Origin of the sequence: Anaerocolumna xylanovorans DSM 12503 (assembly GCF_900143645.1) — a bacterium.
Classification (GTDB): domain Bacteria; phylum Bacillota; class Clostridia; order Lachnospirales; family Lachnospiraceae; genus Anaerocolumna; species Anaerocolumna xylanovorans.
Genome location: NZ_FRFD01000010.1, coordinates 205,172 through 226,980, shown reverse-complemented (window position 1 = coordinate 226,980; position 21,809 = coordinate 205,172). Strand labels below are relative to the sequence as shown.

14 protein-coding genes and 1 pseudogene are annotated in these 21,809 nt (G+C 37.9%); 14 read left to right on the top strand and 1 reads right to left on the bottom strand.

Going from position 1 to position 21,809, the window contains the following annotated elements:
• The first annotated feature begins 88 nt into the window (after positions 1-88).
• A complete protein-coding gene (gene purH / locus BUF11_RS17430) occupies positions 89-1,642 on the top strand; it encodes a bifunctional phosphoribosylaminoimidazolecarboxamide formyltransferase/IMP cyclohydrolase (protein WP_073590137.1) in 1,554 nt (517 codons plus the stop codon).
• Positions 1,643-1,645: 3 nt separating this feature from the next.
• Here the strand turns inward: purH and BUF11_RS17425 are convergent, their stop codons facing one another.
• Positions 1,646-2,536: an AraC family transcriptional regulator gene (locus tag BUF11_RS17425; protein WP_073590136.1), complete on the bottom strand. Its 891-nt coding sequence runs from the start codon at positions 2,534-2,536 to the stop codon at positions 1,646-1,648.
• Positions 2,537-2,881: 345 nt separating this feature from the next.
• On the opposite strand from BUF11_RS17425, the gene BUF11_RS17420 reads away from it, so the two are divergent.
• The 13 genes and pseudogenes from BUF11_RS17420 to BUF11_RS17360 all read left to right on the top strand — a co-directional run bounded on the left by BUF11_RS17420 (position 2,882) and on the right by BUF11_RS17360 (position 21,784).
• Complete coding sequence (locus BUF11_RS17420) at positions 2,882-4,183, top strand: ABC transporter substrate-binding protein (RefSeq protein ID WP_073590135.1); 1,302 nt, start codon at positions 2,882-2,884, stop codon at positions 4,181-4,183.
• 82 nt (positions 4,184-4,265) lie between these two features.
• A complete protein-coding gene (locus BUF11_RS17415; RefSeq protein ID WP_073590134.1) occupies positions 4,266-5,171 on the top strand; it encodes a carbohydrate ABC transporter permease in 906 nt (301 codons plus the stop codon).
• A gap of 9 nt (positions 5,172-5,180) precedes the next feature.
• Entirely contained in the window at positions 5,181-6,059 is an 879-nt protein-coding gene (locus BUF11_RS17410) for a carbohydrate ABC transporter permease (RefSeq protein ID WP_073590133.1), read from the top strand.
• A 127-nt stretch (positions 6,060-6,186) separates the two neighbouring features.
• A complete protein-coding gene (locus BUF11_RS17405) occupies positions 6,187-7,302 on the top strand; it encodes a phosphotransferase enzyme family protein (protein WP_073590132.1) in 1,116 nt (371 codons plus the stop codon).
• A gap of 13 nt (positions 7,303-7,315) precedes the next feature.
• Positions 7,316-9,268, top strand: coding sequence for a DUF5107 domain-containing protein (locus BUF11_RS17400; protein WP_073590131.1), 1,953 nt, complete (start codon positions 7,316-7,318; stop codon positions 9,266-9,268).
• A 177-nt stretch (positions 9,269-9,445) separates the two neighbouring features.
• Complete coding sequence (locus tag BUF11_RS17395) at positions 9,446-10,063, top strand: lactate utilization protein (RefSeq protein ID WP_073590130.1); 618 nt, start codon at positions 9,446-9,448, stop codon at positions 10,061-10,063.
• Between the two features lie 78 nt (positions 10,064-10,141).
• The gene (locus BUF11_RS17390) at positions 10,142-10,798 is read left to right on the top strand and encodes a DNA-3-methyladenine glycosylase family protein (protein WP_073590129.1); all 657 of its coding nucleotides are present in this window, start codon (positions 10,142-10,144) and stop codon (positions 10,796-10,798) included.
• On the top strand, positions 10,795-11,397 hold the full coding sequence (locus tag BUF11_RS17385; protein ID WP_242952399.1) for a bifunctional transcriptional activator/DNA repair enzyme AdaA: 603 nt from the start codon (positions 10,795-10,797) through the stop codon (positions 11,395-11,397). The genes BUF11_RS17390 and BUF11_RS17385 overlap by 4 nt, the downstream gene beginning before the upstream one ends.
• Before the next feature lie 50 nt (positions 11,398-11,447).
• A complete protein-coding gene (locus tag BUF11_RS17380) occupies positions 11,448-11,909 on the top strand; it encodes a methylated-DNA--[protein]-cysteine S-methyltransferase (protein ID WP_334293032.1) in 462 nt (153 codons plus the stop codon).
• A 69-nt stretch (positions 11,910-11,978) separates the two neighbouring features.
• A complete protein-coding gene (locus BUF11_RS17375; RefSeq protein WP_073590127.1) occupies positions 11,979-12,425 on the top strand; it encodes a GNAT family N-acetyltransferase in 447 nt (148 codons plus the stop codon).
• A 309-nt stretch (positions 12,426-12,734) separates the two neighbouring features.
• Positions 12,735-13,507 (top strand): annotated as a pseudogene (locus tag BUF11_RS25265) (transposase); the annotation flags it as partial.
• Between the two features lie 682 nt (positions 13,508-14,189).
• On the top strand, positions 14,190-20,558 hold the full coding sequence (locus BUF11_RS17365; protein WP_073590125.1) for a leucine-rich repeat protein: 6,369 nt from the start codon (positions 14,190-14,192) through the stop codon (positions 20,556-20,558).
• 134 nt (positions 20,559-20,692) lie between these two features.
• Positions 20,693-21,784: an RCC1 domain-containing protein gene (locus BUF11_RS17360; RefSeq protein WP_073590124.1), complete on the top strand. Its 1,092-nt coding sequence runs from the start codon at positions 20,693-20,695 to the stop codon at positions 21,782-21,784.
• Positions 21,785-21,809: the final 25 nt, after the last annotated feature.

The following is a 21,809-nucleotide window of genomic DNA, read 5'->3' as shown; positions in this document are numbered from 1 at the left end:
TAATAGGACGATTACCAGGTTACCAGGGCGGTTTTTTGTTGGAAAAAAATCCCTATATTTTCTAACCCAAAGGAAAAGGAGAGCGAAAATGAGAGCATTAATCAGCGTATCGGACAAAACAGGAATTGTGGAATTCGCAAAGGAACTGGAGGCCCTTGGTATTCAGATTCTGTCAACGGGAGGAACCTATAAGAAGCTGAAGGAGGAAGGCATCAAAGCTGTTGAGGTTTCCGAAGTGACAGGATTCCCCGAATGCCTTGACGGAAGGGTAAAGACCCTGCATCCTGCCATCCATGCCGGACTTCTTGCCATGAGAGGAAAAGAAGAGCATATGAAGCAGTTAGAGGAACTTCATATTGAACCCATTGATTTTGTTATTGTAAATCTCTATCCCTTTAAGGCAACTATCCTAAAGGAAGGTGTAACCAGAGAAGAAGCCGTTGAAAATATCGATATCGGCGGTCCTACCATGCTTCGCAGTGCAGCCAAGAATTATCAGGATGTTGCGGTAGTGACAGATCCTTCCGACTATGAAAAGGTACTTTCCGAATTAAAGGCAGATGGAAAAGTAAGTCTTGATACGAAGTTCTGCCTGATGCAGAAGGTATTTATGCATACCTCCAATTATGATACCATGATTGCCGATTATCTGAAGAAGGAAAGAAAAGATACCAGCCTTCCTAAGACTCTGACCCTTACCTATGAGAAAGTACAGGATATGAGATATGGAGAAAATCCTCATCAGAAAGCAGCCTTCTACCGTGAAATCGGAAAGAAGAAAGGTTCTATTGTGGATGCCCTGCAGCTTAACGGAAAGGAACTGTCCTTTAACAATATCAACGACACCAACGGAGCCTTGGAATTATTAAAGGAATTCAGCGAGCCTACCGTAGTTGCCTGCAAGCATGGAAACCCTTGCGGTGTCGGAAGTGCAGATACTATTGATGCGGCCTGGGACAAGACATATCAGGCAGACAAGGTATCCATTTTTGGCGGAATTGTAGTAGTAAACCGTACCGTAACGGCTTATATGGCAAACGAGATGAGTAAAATCTTCTTAGAAGTAATCGTAGCACCGGGCTTTGAGGCAGAAGCCCTTGAAATCTTAAAGGGTAAGAAAAATGTCAGGGTATTACAGCTTGCAGATATCGAAGCAGCTCAGGATGAAAATGCCTATGACTTAAAGAAGGTGAACGGCGGGCTTATCGTTCAGACCATAGACAGTAAGCTGTTAGAGGAAGCAGAGATAAAGGTCGTAACAGATAGAAAGCCCACGGATAAAGAAATGGAAGACCTGCTCTTTGCCATGAAGGTCGTAAAGTTTGTAAAATCCAACGGTATTGCCCTGGCAAAGGATAAGCAGTCGATTGGAATCGGACCCGGACAGGTGAACCGTATCTGGGCGGCAAAGCAAAGCATAGAACACAGCAGGGAATTAATAAGTGAGGATGCTTCACATGGTGCAGTACTTGCCTCCGATGCTTTCTTCCCCTTTGATGACTGCGTAGAAGCAGCCCATGAAGGAGGAATAACAGCAATTATCCAGCCCGGCGGTTCTATCCGTGACGAGGATTCCATTAAGAAATGCAATGAGTACGGAATCGCTATGGTATTTACCGGAATGAGACATTTTAAGCACTGAATTTTATGACTTTTCGGATAATACCTTTATTGAATAAGCATATTCCGTAGGATTCATTCCTGTAATATTTTTAAACTGTCTCGAGAAATAATGTATGGAACTATAGCCTAAGTAGTCGGCAATCTGGGTGAAATTCATATTTCTATTTCGAATTAATTGTTTGGCCTCGTCTACTTTGATTTTATTAAAGTAGTCAATTACGCCGCAATGAAAATTAGAATGAAACATTTTCTGTAATTGGGAACGGCTGATAAGATTGTTCTTGCATATTTCTTGGATTGTAATATGATTCGGCATATTATTTTCCAAGTATGTAAGAACTTCTTTGAGGGCCGTTTCAGTGCTTTTTTCTACGGTTTTATTAAAATAATTGTTAATAGAATTGTCTAAATGGTATCTTCTATATAGCAGGATCAACACTTGTTCAAGGCATGTTTTTATCAATTGCTCTGCCCCAAAAGGAACGGACTCTGCCCGGTTTAATTTTTCATAATAAGGATCATTCAGTCTGTTTACATAGGTATTTTTGGCTTCATTTATTATCTGGGCAAACAATTGTCTTTCTATTTCATTAATAACCAATATCCTATTTTCAAAAAAATGCATACTTTTCGAATCGCATAGAAATGAAATAACAACAAGATTAGGAGCATTTTTTCCTGCTTTTACGTTATGAAACTCGTTAGGCTTATGGAAGATAACTTCATCTTTCTTTAATGTATAGCGGTCTTTATCGGCGACGACATCAACTTCTCCCTTGTCCACACAGAGTAATTCCCAAAAGTCATGGAATTCGCCTGGAAAGTAGAAGTCACTCATATATTCAAAATAATGAATAGTTACAATATTATTTATTACAAATGGTTGTTCCAGCCGAATACTTTCGTATGCCATGATATTCCTCCCTTTGTTAAATTGTTATAGGATGGAAAAGATTTTAAGATGAAAATAGTACATTGTGACGTGAAAAGAATATATATATTTCGAAATGAGCTGATTTATTGTCTATTTGCACAATTTATATTGATATCATAAGGTATTTTTATTAAGAAAGCAATAAAAATATGTGGATTGTGCAAATATATGCAACGATCGGATAAAGATAAAATGGATACGGCACTATATAATTATCAATATATAGGAGATGCAGATAAGAACAGGGGATAAAAGGGATAAAACAGCAAATTGGGGATTCTTTATAGCTCTTCTATATGTATATTAATTTTAGGAGGATAAGGTATGAAAAAGAAACTGATTAGCGCGTTACTGTGTGCAACTATGGTGGCATCACTGCTTACCGGGTGTGGTGCAAAATCAACTTCCAATGACACAAAAAAAGACGGCACAGCGGTAACACAAGCTGCATCGGATAACGGGGGAAAATCAATCGTATATTGGTCCATGTGGGAAGCTACAGAACCACAGGCAAAAGTAATCAAAGAAGCTGTAGATGCTTATATGAAAAATACCGGCAATAAAGTGGATCTTCAATTTAAAGGCCGTACGGGTATTCGTGAAGGCCTTCAGCCGGCACTTGATGCAGGCACCGCAATTGATCTTTTTGATGAAGATCTGGATCGTGTAAATGGAACATGGGGTGGCTATTTATTAGATCTTGAAACATTAGCAAAAGATGCTGATTTTGAAGCTACTGCAAATGCAGGTCTTATAGCAGCTTGCAGAACTGCAGGAGGCGGAACCTTAAAATCAATTCCTTATCAACCAAATGTTTTTGCATTCTTCTACAATCAAAGTCTCTTTGATAAAGCAGGAATTAAAGAAGTTCCTAAAACCTGGGATGAATTCCTCAAAGTTTGTGAAACGTTAAAAGGAGCAGGTATTACGCCGCTTACAAGTGATGACGCCTACATCAATACGAACTTAGGCTACCACCTTTCAAGACTTGTTGGTGAAGAAAGAACACAACAAGTTGTAAAAGAAGGACTCTGGGCAGAAGAACCGGCTGTATTAAAAGCAGCACAAGCATATGAAGAATTAGCTAAAAAGGGCTATATGTCAAAGAGTATAGAATCTAATGTATGGCCAAATGGACAAAACGTTGAATTAGCGCTTGGTGAAGTAGCGATGTACCTCAATGGCTCCTGGTTACCCAATGAAGTGAAAGATATGACAGGTCCTGACTTTAAGTGGGGGTGCTTTAGCTATCCGGCATTAGATGGCGGCGTAACCGGAACAGAAGCTGCAAACTTTGGTGCACAAGTACTTGCTATTAATAAAAATACACAAGTTTCAAAAGAAGCTTTTGAATTAATTACATATATCACAAAAGGTGAATTTGATGCAAAATTATCGGAAGAATCTATTGGTATCCCGGCAGATACTACAAATAAAGAATGGCCGGCTGCACTTTCAGCAGTAAAGCCCGTACTTGATAGTTTAAAAACCCGATATACCTGGGCAGGCGGTATTGAAGCAAATGCTGATATGACACCGGTTATCAAAGAGAACATGTTGAAATTATGCGGTGGCTCTATCACAGCACAGCAATTTGTTGACAACTTAGAAGCTGCAAGCAAATAGGGATTAACATCTAAGATAATGTGAATATGGCGACTTTTGTCAGAGTCGCCATTTTTATAAAGTTTTTAAGGAGGCCTCCAGTTTGAAAAAAAGTAAGACGATGATAATATGTTTTTTACTGCCTGATCTCATATTTTTTGTGTTTGTATTTCTATATCCTATTTGCAGGACAATACTTATGAGCTTTTTCAAAATATCAGGAGTAACGGATGCCATATCTAAATGGACATTTGTTGGGATGGGTAATTTCACTAAATTATTTGAAACAAGCCTGTTTATGACTTCATTATGGAATATATTCAGAATATGGTTAATTGGTGGTTTTATAGTAATGGCATTAGCGTTGCTTTTTGCAGTAATCTTAACAAGCGGAATACGATTCAAAAGCTTTTACCGCGCAGCTATTTATATGCCAAATGTTGTAAGTGCCGTTGCACTTGCTACCATGTGGCTGCAATATGTTTATAATTCCAGATTCGGATTGTTCAAAACAATATTTACGGCCCTGCACCTGAAAGGACTGGCTGCAATACAGTGGACAGATAATGCGCACAAATTCTGGGCTTTATTGATTGCTTATTGTTTTGGGATGGTCGGATATCATATGCTGATCTTTGCCAGTGGAATTGAACGGATCAGTGAAGAATACTTTGAAGCTGCTACACTGGATGGGGCAAATAAAGTAAAGCAATTTTGGTATGTAACATTGCCGCTGATCAAAGGTGTATTTAAGACGAATATCACAATGTGGAGTGTAACTTCCGTTGGATTCTTCTTATGGTCCCAATTATTCTCAACGGTTACAGCAGATACCCAGACAATTACTCCTATGGTATATATGTATACCCAGGTATTTGGCGCGGGCAATAGTGTTACAGAACACAATGCCGGCATGGGAGCTGCAGTTGGAGTAATTCTAAGTATTTGCGTCGTAATTATATTTGCGGTAACCAATAAGTTACTAAAAGATGATGATTTAGAATTCTAGGAGGTAAGTATGAGTAAAGAGAAAGAAATCAAAAAATTTAGCTTGAAAAGAGAATTAAAACTTGCTCCTGGATATCTTATACTTACACTTTGGGTCTTATTTACCTTTGTACTAATTGGATGGGTAATCGCTGCAAGTTTTTCTACCACAAGGGAAATATTCGCCGGGGATGCCTTGAAGTTTAAAACAGGACTGCATTTTGAGAATTATGTAAAAGCATGGACTTCACAAAATGTATCCGGAATCATGGGGCATTCATTAGTTTACGCTACAATATCATGTATTGCTTTAATTTTGGTATGTGCACCGGCTGCTTATGTTTTGTCCAGATTTGAGTTTATTGCAAATAAAACGATTCAGACAAGTCTTGTTTCAGCAATGGGTGTTCCAATGATTATGATTGTATTGCCGCTATTTTGTTTAATCGCCAGAATGAATATATTAAATAGTATATCGTTAAACAGAATCACTTTGCTTTTCCTTTACATAGGTATTAATGTACCATATACAACGATATTTCTGCTGGCGTTTTTCAGTAATTTATCGAGCGCCTACGAACAGGCTGCTGCAATTGACGGGTGCTCACCGATGAAAACCTTTTGGCTTATTATGTTCCCTATGGCACAGCCAGGAATTATAACAGTTTCTATCTTTAATTTTATTAATGTATGGAATGAATATTTTATTTCATTAATTTTTGCTAATTCAGATAAATTAAGACCAATTGCAGTAGGTTTATACTCCATGATTAATTCTATGAGATATACAGGAGACTGGGCAGGTATGTTCTCGGCAGTAACGATTGTATTCCTGCCAACGTTTGTGTTGTATATTTTCTTATCCGAAAAGATTATCGCAGGTATCACCGGCGGCGGATTAAAAGGTTAAGGAAGACAAAGAAGTTGCAGTAAATATATTTGTTAAGTTAAAAGAACCGGGAGTATATACGGAAGAATTTTGAAAAAGAAAATAAGAAATTGGCAGGTTGACCAAAGCGAATAAAGAGGTATAAGAAATGACGAGGGAAGAAAGTTGTTCTAAAATAGAGGATGCCATTCAAAATATTGATTTTAAAGGAAACTTTGCAGATTGTAATATGTATGGTAATGGTCATATCAATGATACGTTTGTGGTACGTTACACACAGGAAGACGGTTCGATTTTACGCTATATATTACAAAGAATAAATCATGAAGTTTTTAAGGACCCTGTAGGATTGATGGAAAATGTTGCTGGTGTCACGGAATTCTTAAGAAATAAAATATTAGAAAACAATGGCAATGCGGACGGTGAAACGATAAATCTGATTAAAACAAAAGATGGTAAAAACTTTTATCAGGACAGCATTGAAAGTTATTGGAGAGGTTATCGGTTTATCGAAGATGCTGCTTGTTATGATAAAGTAGAGAAGCCGGATGACTTTTATCAAAGCGCTCTTGCTTTCGGACATTTTCAAAATCAACTCTCGGATTATCCTGCAGAAACATTACATGAGACAATTAAGGATTTTCACAATACACCGGACCGTTTTATGAGATTCAAAAAAGCGTTGGAAGAAGATATCTTAGGCCGTGCAAAAAACATACAAGAAGAGATTCGATTTGTATTAGACAGAGAGCAGGATACTCATATCTTAATGGATTTATACAAAAAAGGTGAAATGCCTCTTCGTGTTACACATAATGATACAAAACTAAATAATATCATGATTGATAACAAAACAGGTAAAGCAATCTGTGTTATTGATCTTGATACTGTTATGTCTGGTTTCGCTGTAAATGATTTTGGTGATTCCATCCGTTTTGGTGCAAGCACGGGTGCAGAGGATGAAAAAGATTTATCAAAAGTAAACTTTGACCTTGGACTTTATGAATTATATACGAAAGGATTTCTTGAAGGCTGTAATGGAAGTCTGACTGATGTTGAACTGGATATGCTTCCGGTTGGAGCTAAGATAATGACATTAGAATGCGGCATCCGTTTCTTAACAGACTATTTACAAGGGGATACTTATTTCAAAATTCACAGGGAAGGGCACAATCTTGACCGGTGCAGAACACAATTTAAGTTAGTTTCAGATATGGAAAAACAGTGGGATGCGATGTATGAAATTGTAAATAAGTACCGTTAGGAGAGGAGTTAGAATGAAATCGCAATTAACGTTTTCTAAGATTAGCATAGAAGTCAGCGATTTGGGACAGGAATCCGTATTGCCGGATATTTTAGGTGAATTCAACATACAGAATAAGACAAAGTCCATGCTTGGCGAATATGAAGAAATTTATGAAGGCTATGGCCAGCTCCAAAGCATCTATCCATACCGCCTGCAAAATACCTATAACCGCAAACTGGAGCCTAAAGAGGTTCCGGTTGCCATCCTTGAAAATGAACACCTGAAGGCAGCCTTTCTTCCAACCTATGGCGGAAGACTTTGGAGTTTAATTGACAAACAGACTGGAACAAATCTGTTATACACCAATGATATCATCCGTCCAAGCAATCTGGCGTTAAGAAATGCCTGGTTCAGCGGAGGTGTGGAATGGAATCTCGGAATGATTGGCCATCACCCATTTACCATGTCCCAGATGTTCACCGCCGAATTGACCCTGGATGACGGGCTTACCCCTGTCTTACGGTTCTATGAGTTTGAGCGGATTCGAAAAGTAGCATATCAGATTGATTTCTGGTTGGAAAAAGAGAGCAGATTCCTAAACTGCAGAATGCGTATTCATAATCAGAATGAACAAGTTGTTCCGATGTACTGGTGGAGTAATATGGCAGTTCCTGAGTACCCGAACGGAAGAGTTGTTGTCCCCGCAAAGGAGGCATACACAAACACCAATGGTGTAATTGAAAAAGTCTCCATACCTCATGTTCACGGAGCAGATGTAACCGCTTACGGAAATATTGAGACTCAGGTAGACTATTTCTTTGACATTCCGGAAGAACAATTGAAGTTCATAGCAAATATAAATCAAGAGGGGTATGGATTACTCCAGATGTCAACGAGACGGCTTAGAGGACGTAAACTCTTCTGTTGGGGTAAAAGCGAGGGCTCTGACCGATGGCAGGAGTTCCTGACAAAAGAGGCAGGAAGATACGTTGAGATTCAGGCCGGCCTTGGCAAAACGCAATACGGATGTATTCCTATGGCTCCTAATACTGCATGGGAATGGATGGAGCAATATGGACCAATCCAAATCGTAAAAGATACTCTGCAAGATTTCGAATCAGCGCAGAAAGAAGTTACATCTCATGTAAGTGATATGACTAAATTACATTCCTTAGAAGAAGAGCTTCTTAAAACCCGACAATTAGCAAAAACGAAAGGAAATGTTATCTATAGCGGAAGCGGATATGGTCAATTAGAAAATATGTTACGGGAAGAACGTCATCTTCCTCCCCTTGCGCTGCAGCTGGATTTTAACAGTCCTGATACCAGGCCGGAAATATGGAAAGACTTTTTACAAAACGGGGTGTTTGCCTGCCCGGCTCCAACACAGGTACCAAGTGATTATTTCCAGGATGATTACCTTTATCAAAAATTAGATGATTACGTTAACAGAAAAGATTCTAATAATTGGTATGCGTGGCTGCATCTTGGTTTTAATGATTATTATTATAAGAAGTTCGCAAAAGCAAAGGAATCTTTCTTAAATTCTGATAAATGTTCTGCGAATTCTTGGGCTAAACTAGGGTTAGCTGCGGTTTACAGGATTGAGGGTGACAATCAAAATGCCATATCTTCTGCTTTAGAAGGCATCAAACTATGCAGTAATGAATTATCTTATGCAAAAGACGTATTTAAGCTATTGAATAATTGCGGTGCATATAGCGAAATAAAAGAATTATACACAGGAGTTCCTGATGAAATCGCACAGGAAAGCAGAATAAAACTTTACTACATAATTGCATTAAAAGAGCTTGCGGAATTTGAGAAAGCTTATGAGCTGCTGATGGAGGACGGTGGCCTGATTGTAGATGATATACGGGAAGGCGAGGATACGATTGGACTTTTGTGGCAGGAAATTTACCAAAACCTTTACCCTAAAGGCCAGGAAAAAATACCGCATGTATTTTGTTACAGATCATTTTAGATAAGTTTGGGTCCTATTTTATTTTTAGGATAGAGCCCAAGCTTATTTTTATGTGTGAAGCGCTTTTATTTCATGGAAAATTTAAATATAGGTTGCTTTTCTTATAGTATGCAGTTTATCATATTAACGGAAAACCTGATACGATCTTTACAATAAGAAAAGGAGTTTCATGCCTGTATGGAGGAAAAGATAAAGAAAACCATTAGAAATTTGCAGAAGAATAATATGGCAGGGTATTTTGTTGAGAATACAGAAGAATTGCTTTTGCTCTTATCCGCTCTAATCCGTAAGGGTGAGAGGGTTGGCTGCGGGGATTCGGTTACCTTAGAAGAAACAGGAGTTTTTAATTACCTTAAAAACGGAGATTTTATCTTTTATGATAAGCATCAGAAGGGATTGACTTCCGAGGAAAAGCGGGCGCTTTATATAAAAAATTTTGAAACGGATACATTTATAACAGGCACCAATGCCATCACAGCAGGCGGAGAGCTGTTTAACATTGACGGAAACGGAAGCCGTGTAGCACCTATGCTTTATGGACCAAAACAGGTGATTGTTGTAGCAGGAACGAATAAGCTGGCAGATACGGCAGAAGCGGCTATTAAACGTACAAGGCAGATTGCAGCACCTCTTGATGCGAAGAGGCTAAATAAAGATACGCCCTGTACAAAATTAGGCAGATGTATTGATTGCAGGCATGAACAGCGGATTTGCAATGATTTTGTTTTAATAACAGGGCAGTTTATCAAGGATAGAATAAAGGTGATTCTTATAGATGGTGACTATGGCTTTTAAAAATTAAATTAGATATCCCATATTGAGAAGAAAGCTGTATACTGCATATGCTATAGTTATTTTATCGGAGGTGATTATTTGTATTTTGAATATGGCAAAGAAGAAATAGAATTCTTAAAAAGCCGTGATAAGCTTTTAAGTGAGGCAATTGACAGGATAGGACACATATACCGGCCCGTTGACAGTGACCTGTTCTCTTCGGTGGTTCATCATATCATTGGGCAGCAGATTTCAACAAGTGCCCAGGAAACTATCTGGAGGAGGCTTAAAGAGAGACTTGAAAGTGTCAATGCCGGGACAATATGTTCACTTGAACCGGAAGAACTGCAAAAGCTTGGTATGACATATAAAAAGGCCGGATACATCAAAGACTTTGCCGAAAAGGTCAGAAATAAGGAATTTGACATAGACAGGCTTCATGATATGACAGATGAGGAAATCATAAAAGAGCTTTCGGCTCTAAAGGGTATCGGTGTTTGGACTGCTGAAATGATTATGATATTTTCCATGCAGCGTCCTGACATTGTAAGCTATGGAGATCTTGCGATACACCGAGGCATACGCATGCTGTATCATCATAAAAATGTTGACAGAAAAAAATTTGATAAATATGCAAGGCGGTATTCACCCTATGGAACAGTGGCAAGCCTATATCTCTGGGCTGTTGCCGGAGGGGCTATTCCCGAAATGCGTGACTATGCACCTGCGAAAAGTAAGGGGGCAGCAAAGAAATGAAGCAAGAAGATATGGAACGAAAAGATATAAAATGGGAAGAGATAAGGCAGGATGAAATAAAACAGGAAGAAATGTGGAGAGCAGTATCCGAAAATGATACCGCTTATGACGGTATCTTCTTTTATGCGGTCAAATCTACCGGGATCTATTGCCGCCCTTCCTGTAAATCTAAAATACCAAAGCGTGAGAACGTTTGCTTTTTTGATACTGCAAAAGAGGCAAGAGCAGCTGGCTTTCGTCCCTGCAAGAGGTGCAGGAGCGATCTTTTAGACTATCAGCCAATCAGGGAAATAGCAGAAAAGGCCAAACAGCTCTTGGAAGATTCCTTCTACAAAAGCTGTGAGCTGAATCAGGAACTAAAGGAGCTTGGAGTATCCAAACACCGCATGGCTGAAATCTTTAAGGAAGAATACGGAGTTACTCTGGCAGAATATGTTGGTAACTTGCGTCTGGAAGAGGCAAAGCGGTTATTGCTTGAAACGAAAGATGAAATTATTAGCATTGCATATGCCGTAGGGTTTGGAGGGGTATCTTCCTTTTACCGTTTTTTTAAGAACGGGACGGGCGTATCCCCAGGGGTTTTTAGAAAAAACAGGTAACCACAAACTTGAGATGCGCAAAAGGCAGCGCAGAATAGAGGTAAAAAATGATCAGGTATGCTTTCTATGAATTTGAATTTGGGATTCTAAAAATCGGTTATACGGATACTGCAATCACTTTCTTGAAAAGAACAGATAGAATAGATTCCTGCAACGAACTCTCTGCCTTATCGGATATGGCATTTAAGCAGGTAAGTGAGTACTTAAAAGGCATGCGGCAGGCTTTTGATTTTCCTTATGAGCTTTGCGGTACAGAATTTCAGAAAAAGGTATGGAATGCTCTCTGCCAGATACCGTATGGAGAAAAGCGTACCTATAAGCAGATAGCAGAAGCTGTTGGGAATCCTAAGGGAAGTCGGGCAGTAGGTATGGCAAATAATAAAAATCCTATTACCATTGCCGTCCCATGTCACCGGGTAATCGGTACAGACGGCCGTCTCGTTGGTTATGCAGGCGGTCTTGAGATGAAAAAGTTCTTACTGGAATTGGAGCAAAGCAGGAAGTTGGTATAGATGCACATTAAAAGAATAGTGCATGTTCATGGAAAGTAATATAAAGTAATTCTCTGTGGGAGGTATAGAGTGGTCATTAGGGAATATAAGGAGAGGGATTGCCGGGAAATGGCAGAACTTTTTTATAATACTGTCCATGCAGTCAATGCCAGGGACTATACAAAAGAACAGCTTAATGCATGGGCTTCGGGCAATATAAATATGGATGCCTGGAATCGTTCATTTTTAAAGAATTATACCCTTGTTGCTCTGGAAAATGACACATTGATTGGTTTTGGTGACATTGATAATACTGGTTATCTGGACCATCTCTTTGTCCACCGGGATTTTCAGAGGCAGGGGGTGGCAACATTGCTCTGTGACAGGCTTGAAACGCATTTTCCTGTCAGCACGGTCACGACACATGCATCCATCACTGCAAGGCCTTTTTTTGAATCCAGAGGCTATCGTGTGCTCTATGAACAGCAGGTAACACGTAACGGCGTAATCCTGGCCAATTATGTGATGGAGAAATAAATGAGTGACCGATATTAAAGTATGAGAATTTGTAGATCTGAAAGGTAAATATTTTTCACACTAATCTGCACAATTAAAATAAGTTTGACAGTTGTTGTGATAAATTTTAAGAAAAGTTTTTCGTAAAGGAGCATTGTACTGATGACAGGAGCTGAGAAAAGATAATTAAAAAGTCCGAGAGGAACCCTCTGGAGGATTTTGCCGGAGCTCATGACCTAAGACATTCCAGCTATATCAACTACACAAGTGATGTCATGCTAACTATGCCATTGATGAAAAATATTTGTGATATAAGAAGTGACAATGTTATCTTATCAAAATGAGAAGCTTAAGTTACTAACCTGTTACCGTTTTGACAAGGTTAAGGAACGGGCAAAGTTGAAATCTTCTGTTTCGAGACTTGTAACCATCATCTTCCCAGAGCTGGAAAGGCTGGTTCCAACGTTCCATATGGTTCTGTCTATGCATTTCTGGATTCTTTCCACAGGCTCGTCAGATTGCCTGGCTACATCTTACAAAGTTGTAAAATCTTCTCATCGAAACCCCTAAAGGAAGATATACCAAGGATACTGCCACAAAATCCATTGGGACAAATATGCCGGCAAAATTACTTGAGCTAAAAAATACAATCAGGCTGATTCAGGAATTGAATTCTGAGATTACGGATATCGAAACTGAGATAAAATCCATCATGGACGGTATCGATTTTCCCATTCTTGCTATTCACGGTATCAGCTATCGCGTGGGTGCTATAGTTCTTTCAGAGATTGGAGATTTCAGCAAATTTGATTCTCCTGACAAGATACTCGCCTATCTGGATTATTTCCGTCCACCCATCAATCTGGGCAACTGGAGTCCTCTTACGCCCATATGGAAAAGCGAGGTTCAAGGTATCTACGCTGCACATTATTTAACGCTGCTAAATTTGTCTGCCTTTGGCATTCAACATTTGCTATCTATCTGACGGAAAAGCGAGCAGAGTGCAAGCATTATTATGTTGCAGTTTCTCATGTTGCCAAGAACTGGTTCGAGTGATTTATCAGCTCGAAAAATCTGCAGAGACATATATTAAGGCAGTATAGCCTTTTCATTTAAATATCTTCTTTTTTGAGCACTTGCAAGGGTGCTCTATTTGTTATGATGTTTTCTAGGTTCAGTCATTCCTAAAATACTTTGCTGCAATTCATTTCTAAAATTTCATTTGTGGGCTTGACTTTTAATAGTTAGTCTTTCAAGTGAGATTATTCATACCTAATTATCATTGGAAAATGGAATTTATTATTAATTTACATTTTTTACACTATCTTCTGAAAGGCCAGAAGTAATTCCAAGAATCTCCTTATCTATCCACAATAGAAATTATCGCAGAAATTAACGAAGTTTTCCTTTTGAATCTTACAAAAGTATGTAAATATTGACAAATAATAGTGCATGTTGTAATATGGTATTTTATGGAATGCAATGAAGGCATTTTGTATTTAAAAAGCAAATATAAACTATAATAGGGGGCAATATGAAAAAAATAATAGAATTTGTGCTTAGTAAGCAGTGGCAGATACCTTACGCCGATGGATGCCCCGGATAATATCATAAAGCTAAAGTAGTTATTTTCTGAAAATCCCATGATGGTATGATCTTCCAATCGAAGTTTTTTAGGAGATCGTTATAAAGCAACCTTAACGTAAGAGTGGTCTATATATTACAACTTATCACAACAAATAGTAATATTAATATGTTAAAAATCATAAACGCATGGAGGCTAAAATGAAGAACAAAGTAATAACAAGATTATTAATGTTGTTTTTAACAATTCCTATAGCTATTGGAATTACAATACCATTGGCTAAGGATGTTAAGGCAGCAACATTATATACTTGGACATCTGGAACCACTACTGTTACATTAGATGATGTTGGAGTTTTAACGGTTAAACCCACAAGTGTAACTGGAGCTATGGCGGATTATACTTCAGTATCAAATACTTCTTGGTATTCGTATAAAGCAAAAATTAAATCTATAGTAATAGCAGATGGAGTAACCAAAATAGGTAATTATGCTTTTGGTGGCAGTACTACTGCTTCGTATACAGATTTAACTTCACTATCTATATCTAATAGTGTAACTTCAATAGGTAATTATGCTTTTGGTGGATGTAATGCACTTAAAAGTATTGTGATACCCAATAACGCAACATCTATAGGTGCATATGCTTTTTATTATTGTTCAGCACTTACAGGTATTGTAATACCCAATAGCGTAACATCTATAGGTACATATGCGTTTGCTTATTGTACGGCTGCTACAAGCTTAACGTTGCCAACAAATATTAGTATTATTACTATTCCCGATTATGCTTTTTACTATTGTAGTAATTTAACCAGCATTACAATTCCAAGTAATGTAAAAACAATCGGTAATTATTCTTTTGAATATTGTTCATCATTAACAAATGTATCTCTTCCTAGCGGACTAACATTAATAAATAATTATTCTTTTGGTTATTGTACAGCATTAACAAATATAATAATACCTAATACTGTTAATAGTATAAACAATACTTCTTTCTATGTTACCTCCAAACTTGCACTTACTGTTAATACGGATAATGCTTATGTAATTAAATGCGCTGATTTTACCTCAATGAATCGAACGGTGACATTCAATTCAACAGGAAATCCTTCAACTACATTATTTACATGGACTTCAGGAACCACTACGATCACTTTAGATAGCTTAGGACTATTAACTGTTAGTCCAACGAACGGCGTTTCTGGATCTATGGCAAATTATACTTCTTCATCTTTACCTTCTTGGTATGGTTATAGAAATATGGTGAAAGAAATAAAGATAACAGAGGGCGTGACAAATGTAAGTGATTATGCTTTTGGTGCTATTTCAACTACGACATATGCAGCAGCAACAAAGATTACGTTGCCAAGTACTGTAACTTCAATAGGACAATGGGCATTCAGCGGATGTAATGCCGTACAATCAGTTATATTGCCTAATAGTCTTACTACAATTGGTAATGAGGCTTTTTATTATTGTTCAGCACTTATAAGTATTGCGATACCCAATAGTGTAACATCATTGGGGGCATATGCTTTTGATTATTGCACGGCCGCTACAAGTTTAACGTTGCCTTCAAATAGCAGTTTTACTACTATTCCCGAATGTACTTTTGATCATTGTAGCAGCTTGACCAGCATTACAATACCGAATAGTGTAAAAACAATTAAAAGTTATTCTTTTGGTTATTGTACAGCATTAACAAATATAACGATACCCAATACTGTTAACAGTATGGACCGTACTTCTTTCTCTGTTGACTCTAGCCTTGCACTTACTGTTAATACGGATAATGCTTATGTAATTAAATGCGTTGATTTTACTTCAATGAATCGAAAGGTGACATTCAATTCAACAGGAAATCCTTCAGCTACATTATTATATACATGGACGTCGGGAACCACTACGATTACTTTGGATAGTTTAGGATTATTAACTGTTAGTCCAACGAACGGCGTTTCTGGAACTATGGCAAATTATACTTCTACGTCTTTTCCTTCTTGGTATGGCTATAGAAATATGGTGAAAGAAATAAAGATAGCAGAGGGCGTGACAAATGTAAGTGATTATGCTTTTGGTGCTAATTCAATGACGACATATACAGCAGCAACAAAGATTACGTTGCCAAGTACTGTAACTTCAATAGGACAATGGGCGTTTAGCGGATGTAATGCCGTACAATCAGTTATATTGCCTAATAGTCTTACTACAATTGGTAATGGGGCTTTTTATTATTGTTCAGCACTTATGAGTATTGCGATACCCAATAGTGTAACATCATTAGGTGTATATGCTTTTGCTTATTGCATGGCCGCTAAAAGTTTAACGTTGCCTTCAAATAGCAGTCTTACTGCTATTTCTGATAGTGCTTTTGAAGGCTGTAGTAGCTTAATCAGTATTACAATACCTGATAGTGTAAAAACAATAGGAAATCTTTCTTTTGGTTATTGTACTTCTTTGGTTAATATATCTATTCCAGGCAGCGTAACTTCAATACAATCGAATACTTTTAATTTAATTAGTAATTTAAATACTAATATCTATACGAATAATGCTATAGCTAAAAATTATGCATGGGCAGCCAATCATCGACCAGCAACTATATATACATATGATCAAAGACCAGTTAGTTTATCGCTAAAGGCAAATATAACCATACCGGTAAGCCGTGTTATAATTACAATAAATTATCCCTCTTATGCTGCCACTAAGCAGTACAAGATAGGAGCTGACGGAACTTGGAAAAATTATATTTCGCCAGTCACTGTTAATGAGAATACTACAGTGTATGCAAGGGCTCTTGATTCGACTGGAGCTGTTATTGAATCTGATTATTTGATAATTACTAATATTGTACAAATTATCATTTCGATCAGTGATTACAATTTAAATCCTACAAATAAAGATATAACAGTAACTGCAGCTACTAATATTGGAACCTTAAATGCAACGAGTCATACTTTTACTCATAATGGAAGCTTTGATTTTGTAGCAACTGATAGTGCTGATAATGTCATAATTAAAACAGTCACCATTACTAATATTGATAAAGATGCTCCTACGGATCCGGTTATATCTATTAATAATAATAAACTTACTATAGTAAGTGGAGCGGATGGTGAATCTGGTGTTAAAGAAACACTTTACCAGTTAAATAATGGAAATTGGATGTCTTATTCCGAGACTGTAACATTAGCAGACGGAACTTATATAATTAATGCAAAAACTGTTGACAATGCAGGTAATGAAAGTTTTCTGGTAACTTACACTGCAAAAATTTTTGATAAAACTGCAGTTAATGAAGCTACCAATGCAATGGATAGAGCTGAAAATTCCAAAACACAGGCGGACCTTGATATTGCAAAAGCACTTATCAATGCTCTTTCTAACAGCCTTGAAAAAACTGACTTAATAAATCGCGCTGGTAACTTGCAAAAAGTAATTGATAGTAAGAATGCTGTTAGTAAAGCAACCATGGCATTGGTCAAAGCAGAAAATACATATATTCAGGAAGACCTTGATACTGCAATAGCGCTTATCAATGCACTTCTTGACGGCCCTGAAAAAACTGATTTAATGGATCGTGCTGATAAGCTGCAAAAAGTTATTGAGGGTAAGGATGCTGTTAGTGAAGCAACCATGGCATTGGTTAAAGCAGAAAATACATATATTCAGGAAGACCTTGATATTGCAATCGCACTTATCAATGCACTTCCTGGCAGCCCTGAAAAGACTGACCTAATAAATCGTGCTAATAGCTTGCAGATTAAAATTGATGATATCAATACTGCTAAGGTTTCAGTTGATGCAGGCGATGCCTCCAGGACGCAAATGGTGAACTTTACTCTAAAAGTATTGGATTTAAAAGATTTGTATACCATGCAGTTAGAAATTCGGTATGATCCTAAAATGATTGAACTGGATCAGACAAATGTAAAAAACCTTGCTCAGAATGATAACCAGAATGGATATACTGCAGTCCAGATAGATTCCAAGGCCGGATTGGTTAAAATCATATATTCCCTTAAAGGTAAAATACCAGGTGTGAGTGGAAATATTGACCTAATCGGTTTGCCGTTTAAAGCCTTACAAATAGGTAAGACAACTGTTGAAGTAAGCAATATTAAGCTTGTTAACTCACATGGGAAGAATATTAAGGTAGTAGCCACATCAAATAAAAAAGAAATAAATATACTTTCAAATCCTCTGAATGTCATGCTGACAGGAGAAAAGGGACAAAATGATTGGTATATTTCTCCTGTTACGGTAGAAATTAATGATTTGGATGCAAAAGAAATCTACTATTCAATTGATGGTGTTAAGTATAGCTATACACAGCCTTTTACGATAAGCGATATAGGTGAGCATATTTTTATAGTAAAGACAGATGATGGTAATGGCTATATTAAAGAAAAAGAACAAGTGTTAAAAATAGATTATAACAGTTCTACAATATCGGTAGACAATCAAACTTATGATTGGCAGAATAATGTAAAAATAATGCCAACATACGATGATCAGGACGGCTCGGGAATATTACAATCATGGTATGAATGGACAGATACAACGGAACAGCCGTCGCAGTGGGAAGAATATAATCAGGATGAACTAATTCCACCTGCGGAGGGTGTCTGGTATCTTCATGTAAAAGCTATTGATGTTGCAGGTAATGTAAGCCAGACCGTATTCGGTCCTTATAAAATTGATAATACGGTTCCGACTATATCCGTCGATAATGATAAAAGAGGAGATTGGGGAAGTGCGGATGTTTCCGTTACACCAGTATTTGCAGATGAGGGTGGATCACAGCTGAAGTATGTTGGCTATCAGTGGAGCCTTGAGCAATCAGTTCTGCCGCAATATACCCCGTATACATCTGGCTGTCTTAAGCAGTCTGGTGATGGAGCTTGGTACTTACATCTGATAGCAGAAGATGGTGCAGGTAATATAAAAACCGTAACCTATGGTCCTTATTATATCGATAGTAGCTCACCTGACGTTGAATTCTCTGATGTATCAGAAGGGGTGAACTATATAGATACGGTAACACCTAATATATTTATATCTGACACAGTATCAGGAATAAAAAATCAGACAATCGTACTGGACAAACAGCCATATGTGTCCGGAACCCCTGTAACAGAACCTGGAATGCATACGATAACCGTCTTTGCAAAAGACAATAGTGGAAATATGATAACAAAGTCAGTTTCCTTCAATGTGTGTGTAAAACCGGAAGCAATAATCGGTATGACTCCTTCAACCAATCTGTTAGATACAACCCCTATCACATGGAGTTATGAAAATTCCATAGATCATAATGGAGGTAATATTACCTTAGCAGAATGGCAGTTAGACACCAATCCGATAACAACTAGCCCGGACGGCAGTGTTGCTGTAGGAAGCCATGTAATGAGCCTACGGGTAAAAGATGATTATGATATATGGTCAGACTGGGTTTCCATTTCATTTACCGTTGGAAATATTTATAGCATAATTCAAACAGATGTTTTACAGTTAGGTACAGTTGATTCTGGTACAGTAGATAACCTGTTTGATGGTGATACAGGCAGCGAGGTTCTATTCAACGCTTCCTATGATACTAGCGGTATCATGTTTACATTAAATAAGGCTGCTACATTAAAGGGATTATCAATTTCAGAAAGTGGTAGGGACGGTATTTATAATAATGTTGGAATGGATGTATACAAATGGAATGCAGATACGCTAACCTATGATTATTTGGGAAAGACCTCAACTCCTTCTGGCTCTGACGAATGGTATGACGTATTCAACTTCACAGATCCTGGCCAGTATAAAATGCTTGCAGCATACCCGGGATGCCAGGGATTTAATGAATGGGAATTCTATTCAATATCATATAATCCAAACCAAGCACCTACAGCATCAATATCAATGACGCCGTCAGCCAATATTAGTACTATGACAAATATATTATGGAATTATGCTGATTCATCCGACCCTGACGGAGATTCTATCGTATTAGTTGAATGGCAGTTAGATTCCGACCCAGTAACGGCAGACCCTAATGGTATGATAGCAGCCGCCGGCAGCCATACAATGAAATTGCGGGTTCAGGACTGCAGAGGGGGATGGTCTGAATGGGTTTCGATGACCTTTGATGTAAAAGATACAGATATTATGTTACCAACAAATTTAATACCTGCGGACATTACACCAATAGGTACATTGGATTCTGGTACTGTCGCCAGTCTGTTCGATGGTGACTTAACGAATCAGGTGCTATTCAACGCATCGGACTCGCCAAGCGGTGTTGAGTTTACAATAGATAGACCTGTTTTATTGATGGGTTACCAAGCTTGTGGCAGTGATGGTAGCAGTATTGGCGGTAATGAAGGAATGGATGTGTATAGATGGAATACAGAAACACTAACATATGATTATTTAGGAAAGAGCGCGACCACTTCTGGTCCTAAGGTGTGGTATGACATATTCAACTTTACAGAGCCCGGACAATATAAAATACTTGTAGCAACACCGGGTTATCAGGGATTTTGTGAATGGAAATTTCTACAACAATAAAGTTAATATATATAAAACCGCAAGAAAGAACAGATGGTATCATCAAGTTTCTCTTATATGGTAATAATTATAATGAAGCTCAAGCACAATCAAATTGATTTGTGCTTGAACTATACGAAAGGATTAGTGGTAATATGAAAAAAAAATTAGTATTAGTTTTTATCTTTATGTTTGTAGTAGAATTATTCGGAATTCAGGAAAAGGCATCTGCTTCTTCCCCTAGAGTAATTGATGTAGAAGCGGGATTTTATCATACTATCGCATTAAAAGATGATGGGACTGTTTGGGCATGGGGACTTAATGAGTTTGGTCAATTAGGAGATGGTACATATACCAATAGAAATTATCCAGTACAAGTAGGTGGATTAAGTGGCATCAAAGCTGTTGACGCTGGAGACTTCTATAATATTGCTTTAAAGGATGACGGAACAGTATGGTTATGGGGATATAATGAAGGAGGTCAATTAGGAGATGGAACTTCCATTAGAAGAGTTACTCCAGTGCAAGCAATAGGATTAAGTGGTATTATTGACATTTCTGGTGGAGAGGACGGCACAATTGCTCTTAAAAATGATGGGACCGTATGGTTTTGGGGTACCCGTAAAACTGATGGTAGCCAACATCCAACCCCATATCAGATACCGGACTTTGGTAATGTGACTTCTATAAAAGCTGGAAATAATCATTATTTGGCATTAAAAAGCGATGGAACATTATGGGCGTGGGGATGTAATCCTGATGGAGAACTTGGAGACGGTACTACAATAGATAGATTTAGTCCAGTGTATATTATGAGTGGAGTATCTAAAATTGGTACCGGACCTTGCCAATCTTATGCTATAAAAAACGACGGAACCGTATGGTCATGGGGATATAACGGAACAGGTGTATTAGGAGATGGAACGCTTGGCAATTCGAAATTATCGCCTGTCCAAATGATAGGAGCTACAGACGTAAAATATATCACAGGAGGACATTATCATACAATTGTTTTAAAAAATGACGGTACCGTATGGGGGTGCGGCTATGATCGCTATGGTGAATTAGGTGAAGGTATAATTTGTAATGGCAATAATTCAAATGTAAAAACTACACTAATACAACTTAGTGGTATCAGTGGAGCCAAAACTGTTGCAGCAGGGGTTGATGAATTTACAGTTGTATCACTGCAAGATGGTTCAGTTTGGGGCTGTGGATTAAACAATTATGGTCAATTAGGGAATTAGAGCGGTTTGATATAAGGTCAATCTA

Bases quoted from the DNA above. Each gene is read 5' to 3' on its own strand.
- BUF11_RS17420 (WP_073590135.1), top strand. From the start codon at position 2,882: ATGAAAAAGAAACTGATTAGCGCGTTACTGTGTGCAACTATGGTGGCA.
- BUF11_RS17365 (WP_073590125.1), top strand. From the start codon at position 14,190: ATGAAGAACAAAGTAATAACAAGATTATTAATGTTGTTTTTAACAATT.
- BUF11_RS17410 (WP_073590133.1), top strand. From the start codon at position 5,181: ATGAGTAAAGAGAAAGAAATCAAAAAATTTAGCTTGAAAAGAGAATTA.
- BUF11_RS17405 (WP_073590132.1), top strand. From the start codon at position 6,187: ATGACGAGGGAAGAAAGTTGTTCTAAAATAGAGGATGCCATTCAAAAT.
- BUF11_RS17400 (WP_073590131.1), top strand. From the start codon at position 7,316: ATGAAATCGCAATTAACGTTTTCTAAGATTAGCATAGAAGTCAGCGAT.
- BUF11_RS17395 (WP_073590130.1), top strand. From the start codon at position 9,446: ATGGAGGAAAAGATAAAGAAAACCATTAGAAATTTGCAGAAGAATAAT.
- BUF11_RS17385 (WP_242952399.1), top strand. From the start codon at position 10,795: ATGAAGCAAGAAGATATGGAACGAAAAGATATAAAATGGGAAGAGATA.
- BUF11_RS17360 (WP_073590124.1), top strand. From the start codon at position 20,693: ATGAAAAAAAAATTAGTATTAGTTTTTATCTTTATGTTTGTAGTAGAA.
- BUF11_RS17425 (WP_073590136.1), bottom strand. From the start codon at position 2,536: ATGGCATACGAAAGTATTCGGCTGGAACAACCATTTGTAATAAATAAT.
- purH (WP_073590137.1), top strand. From the start codon at position 89: ATGAGAGCATTAATCAGCGTATCGGACAAAACAGGAATTGTGGAATTC.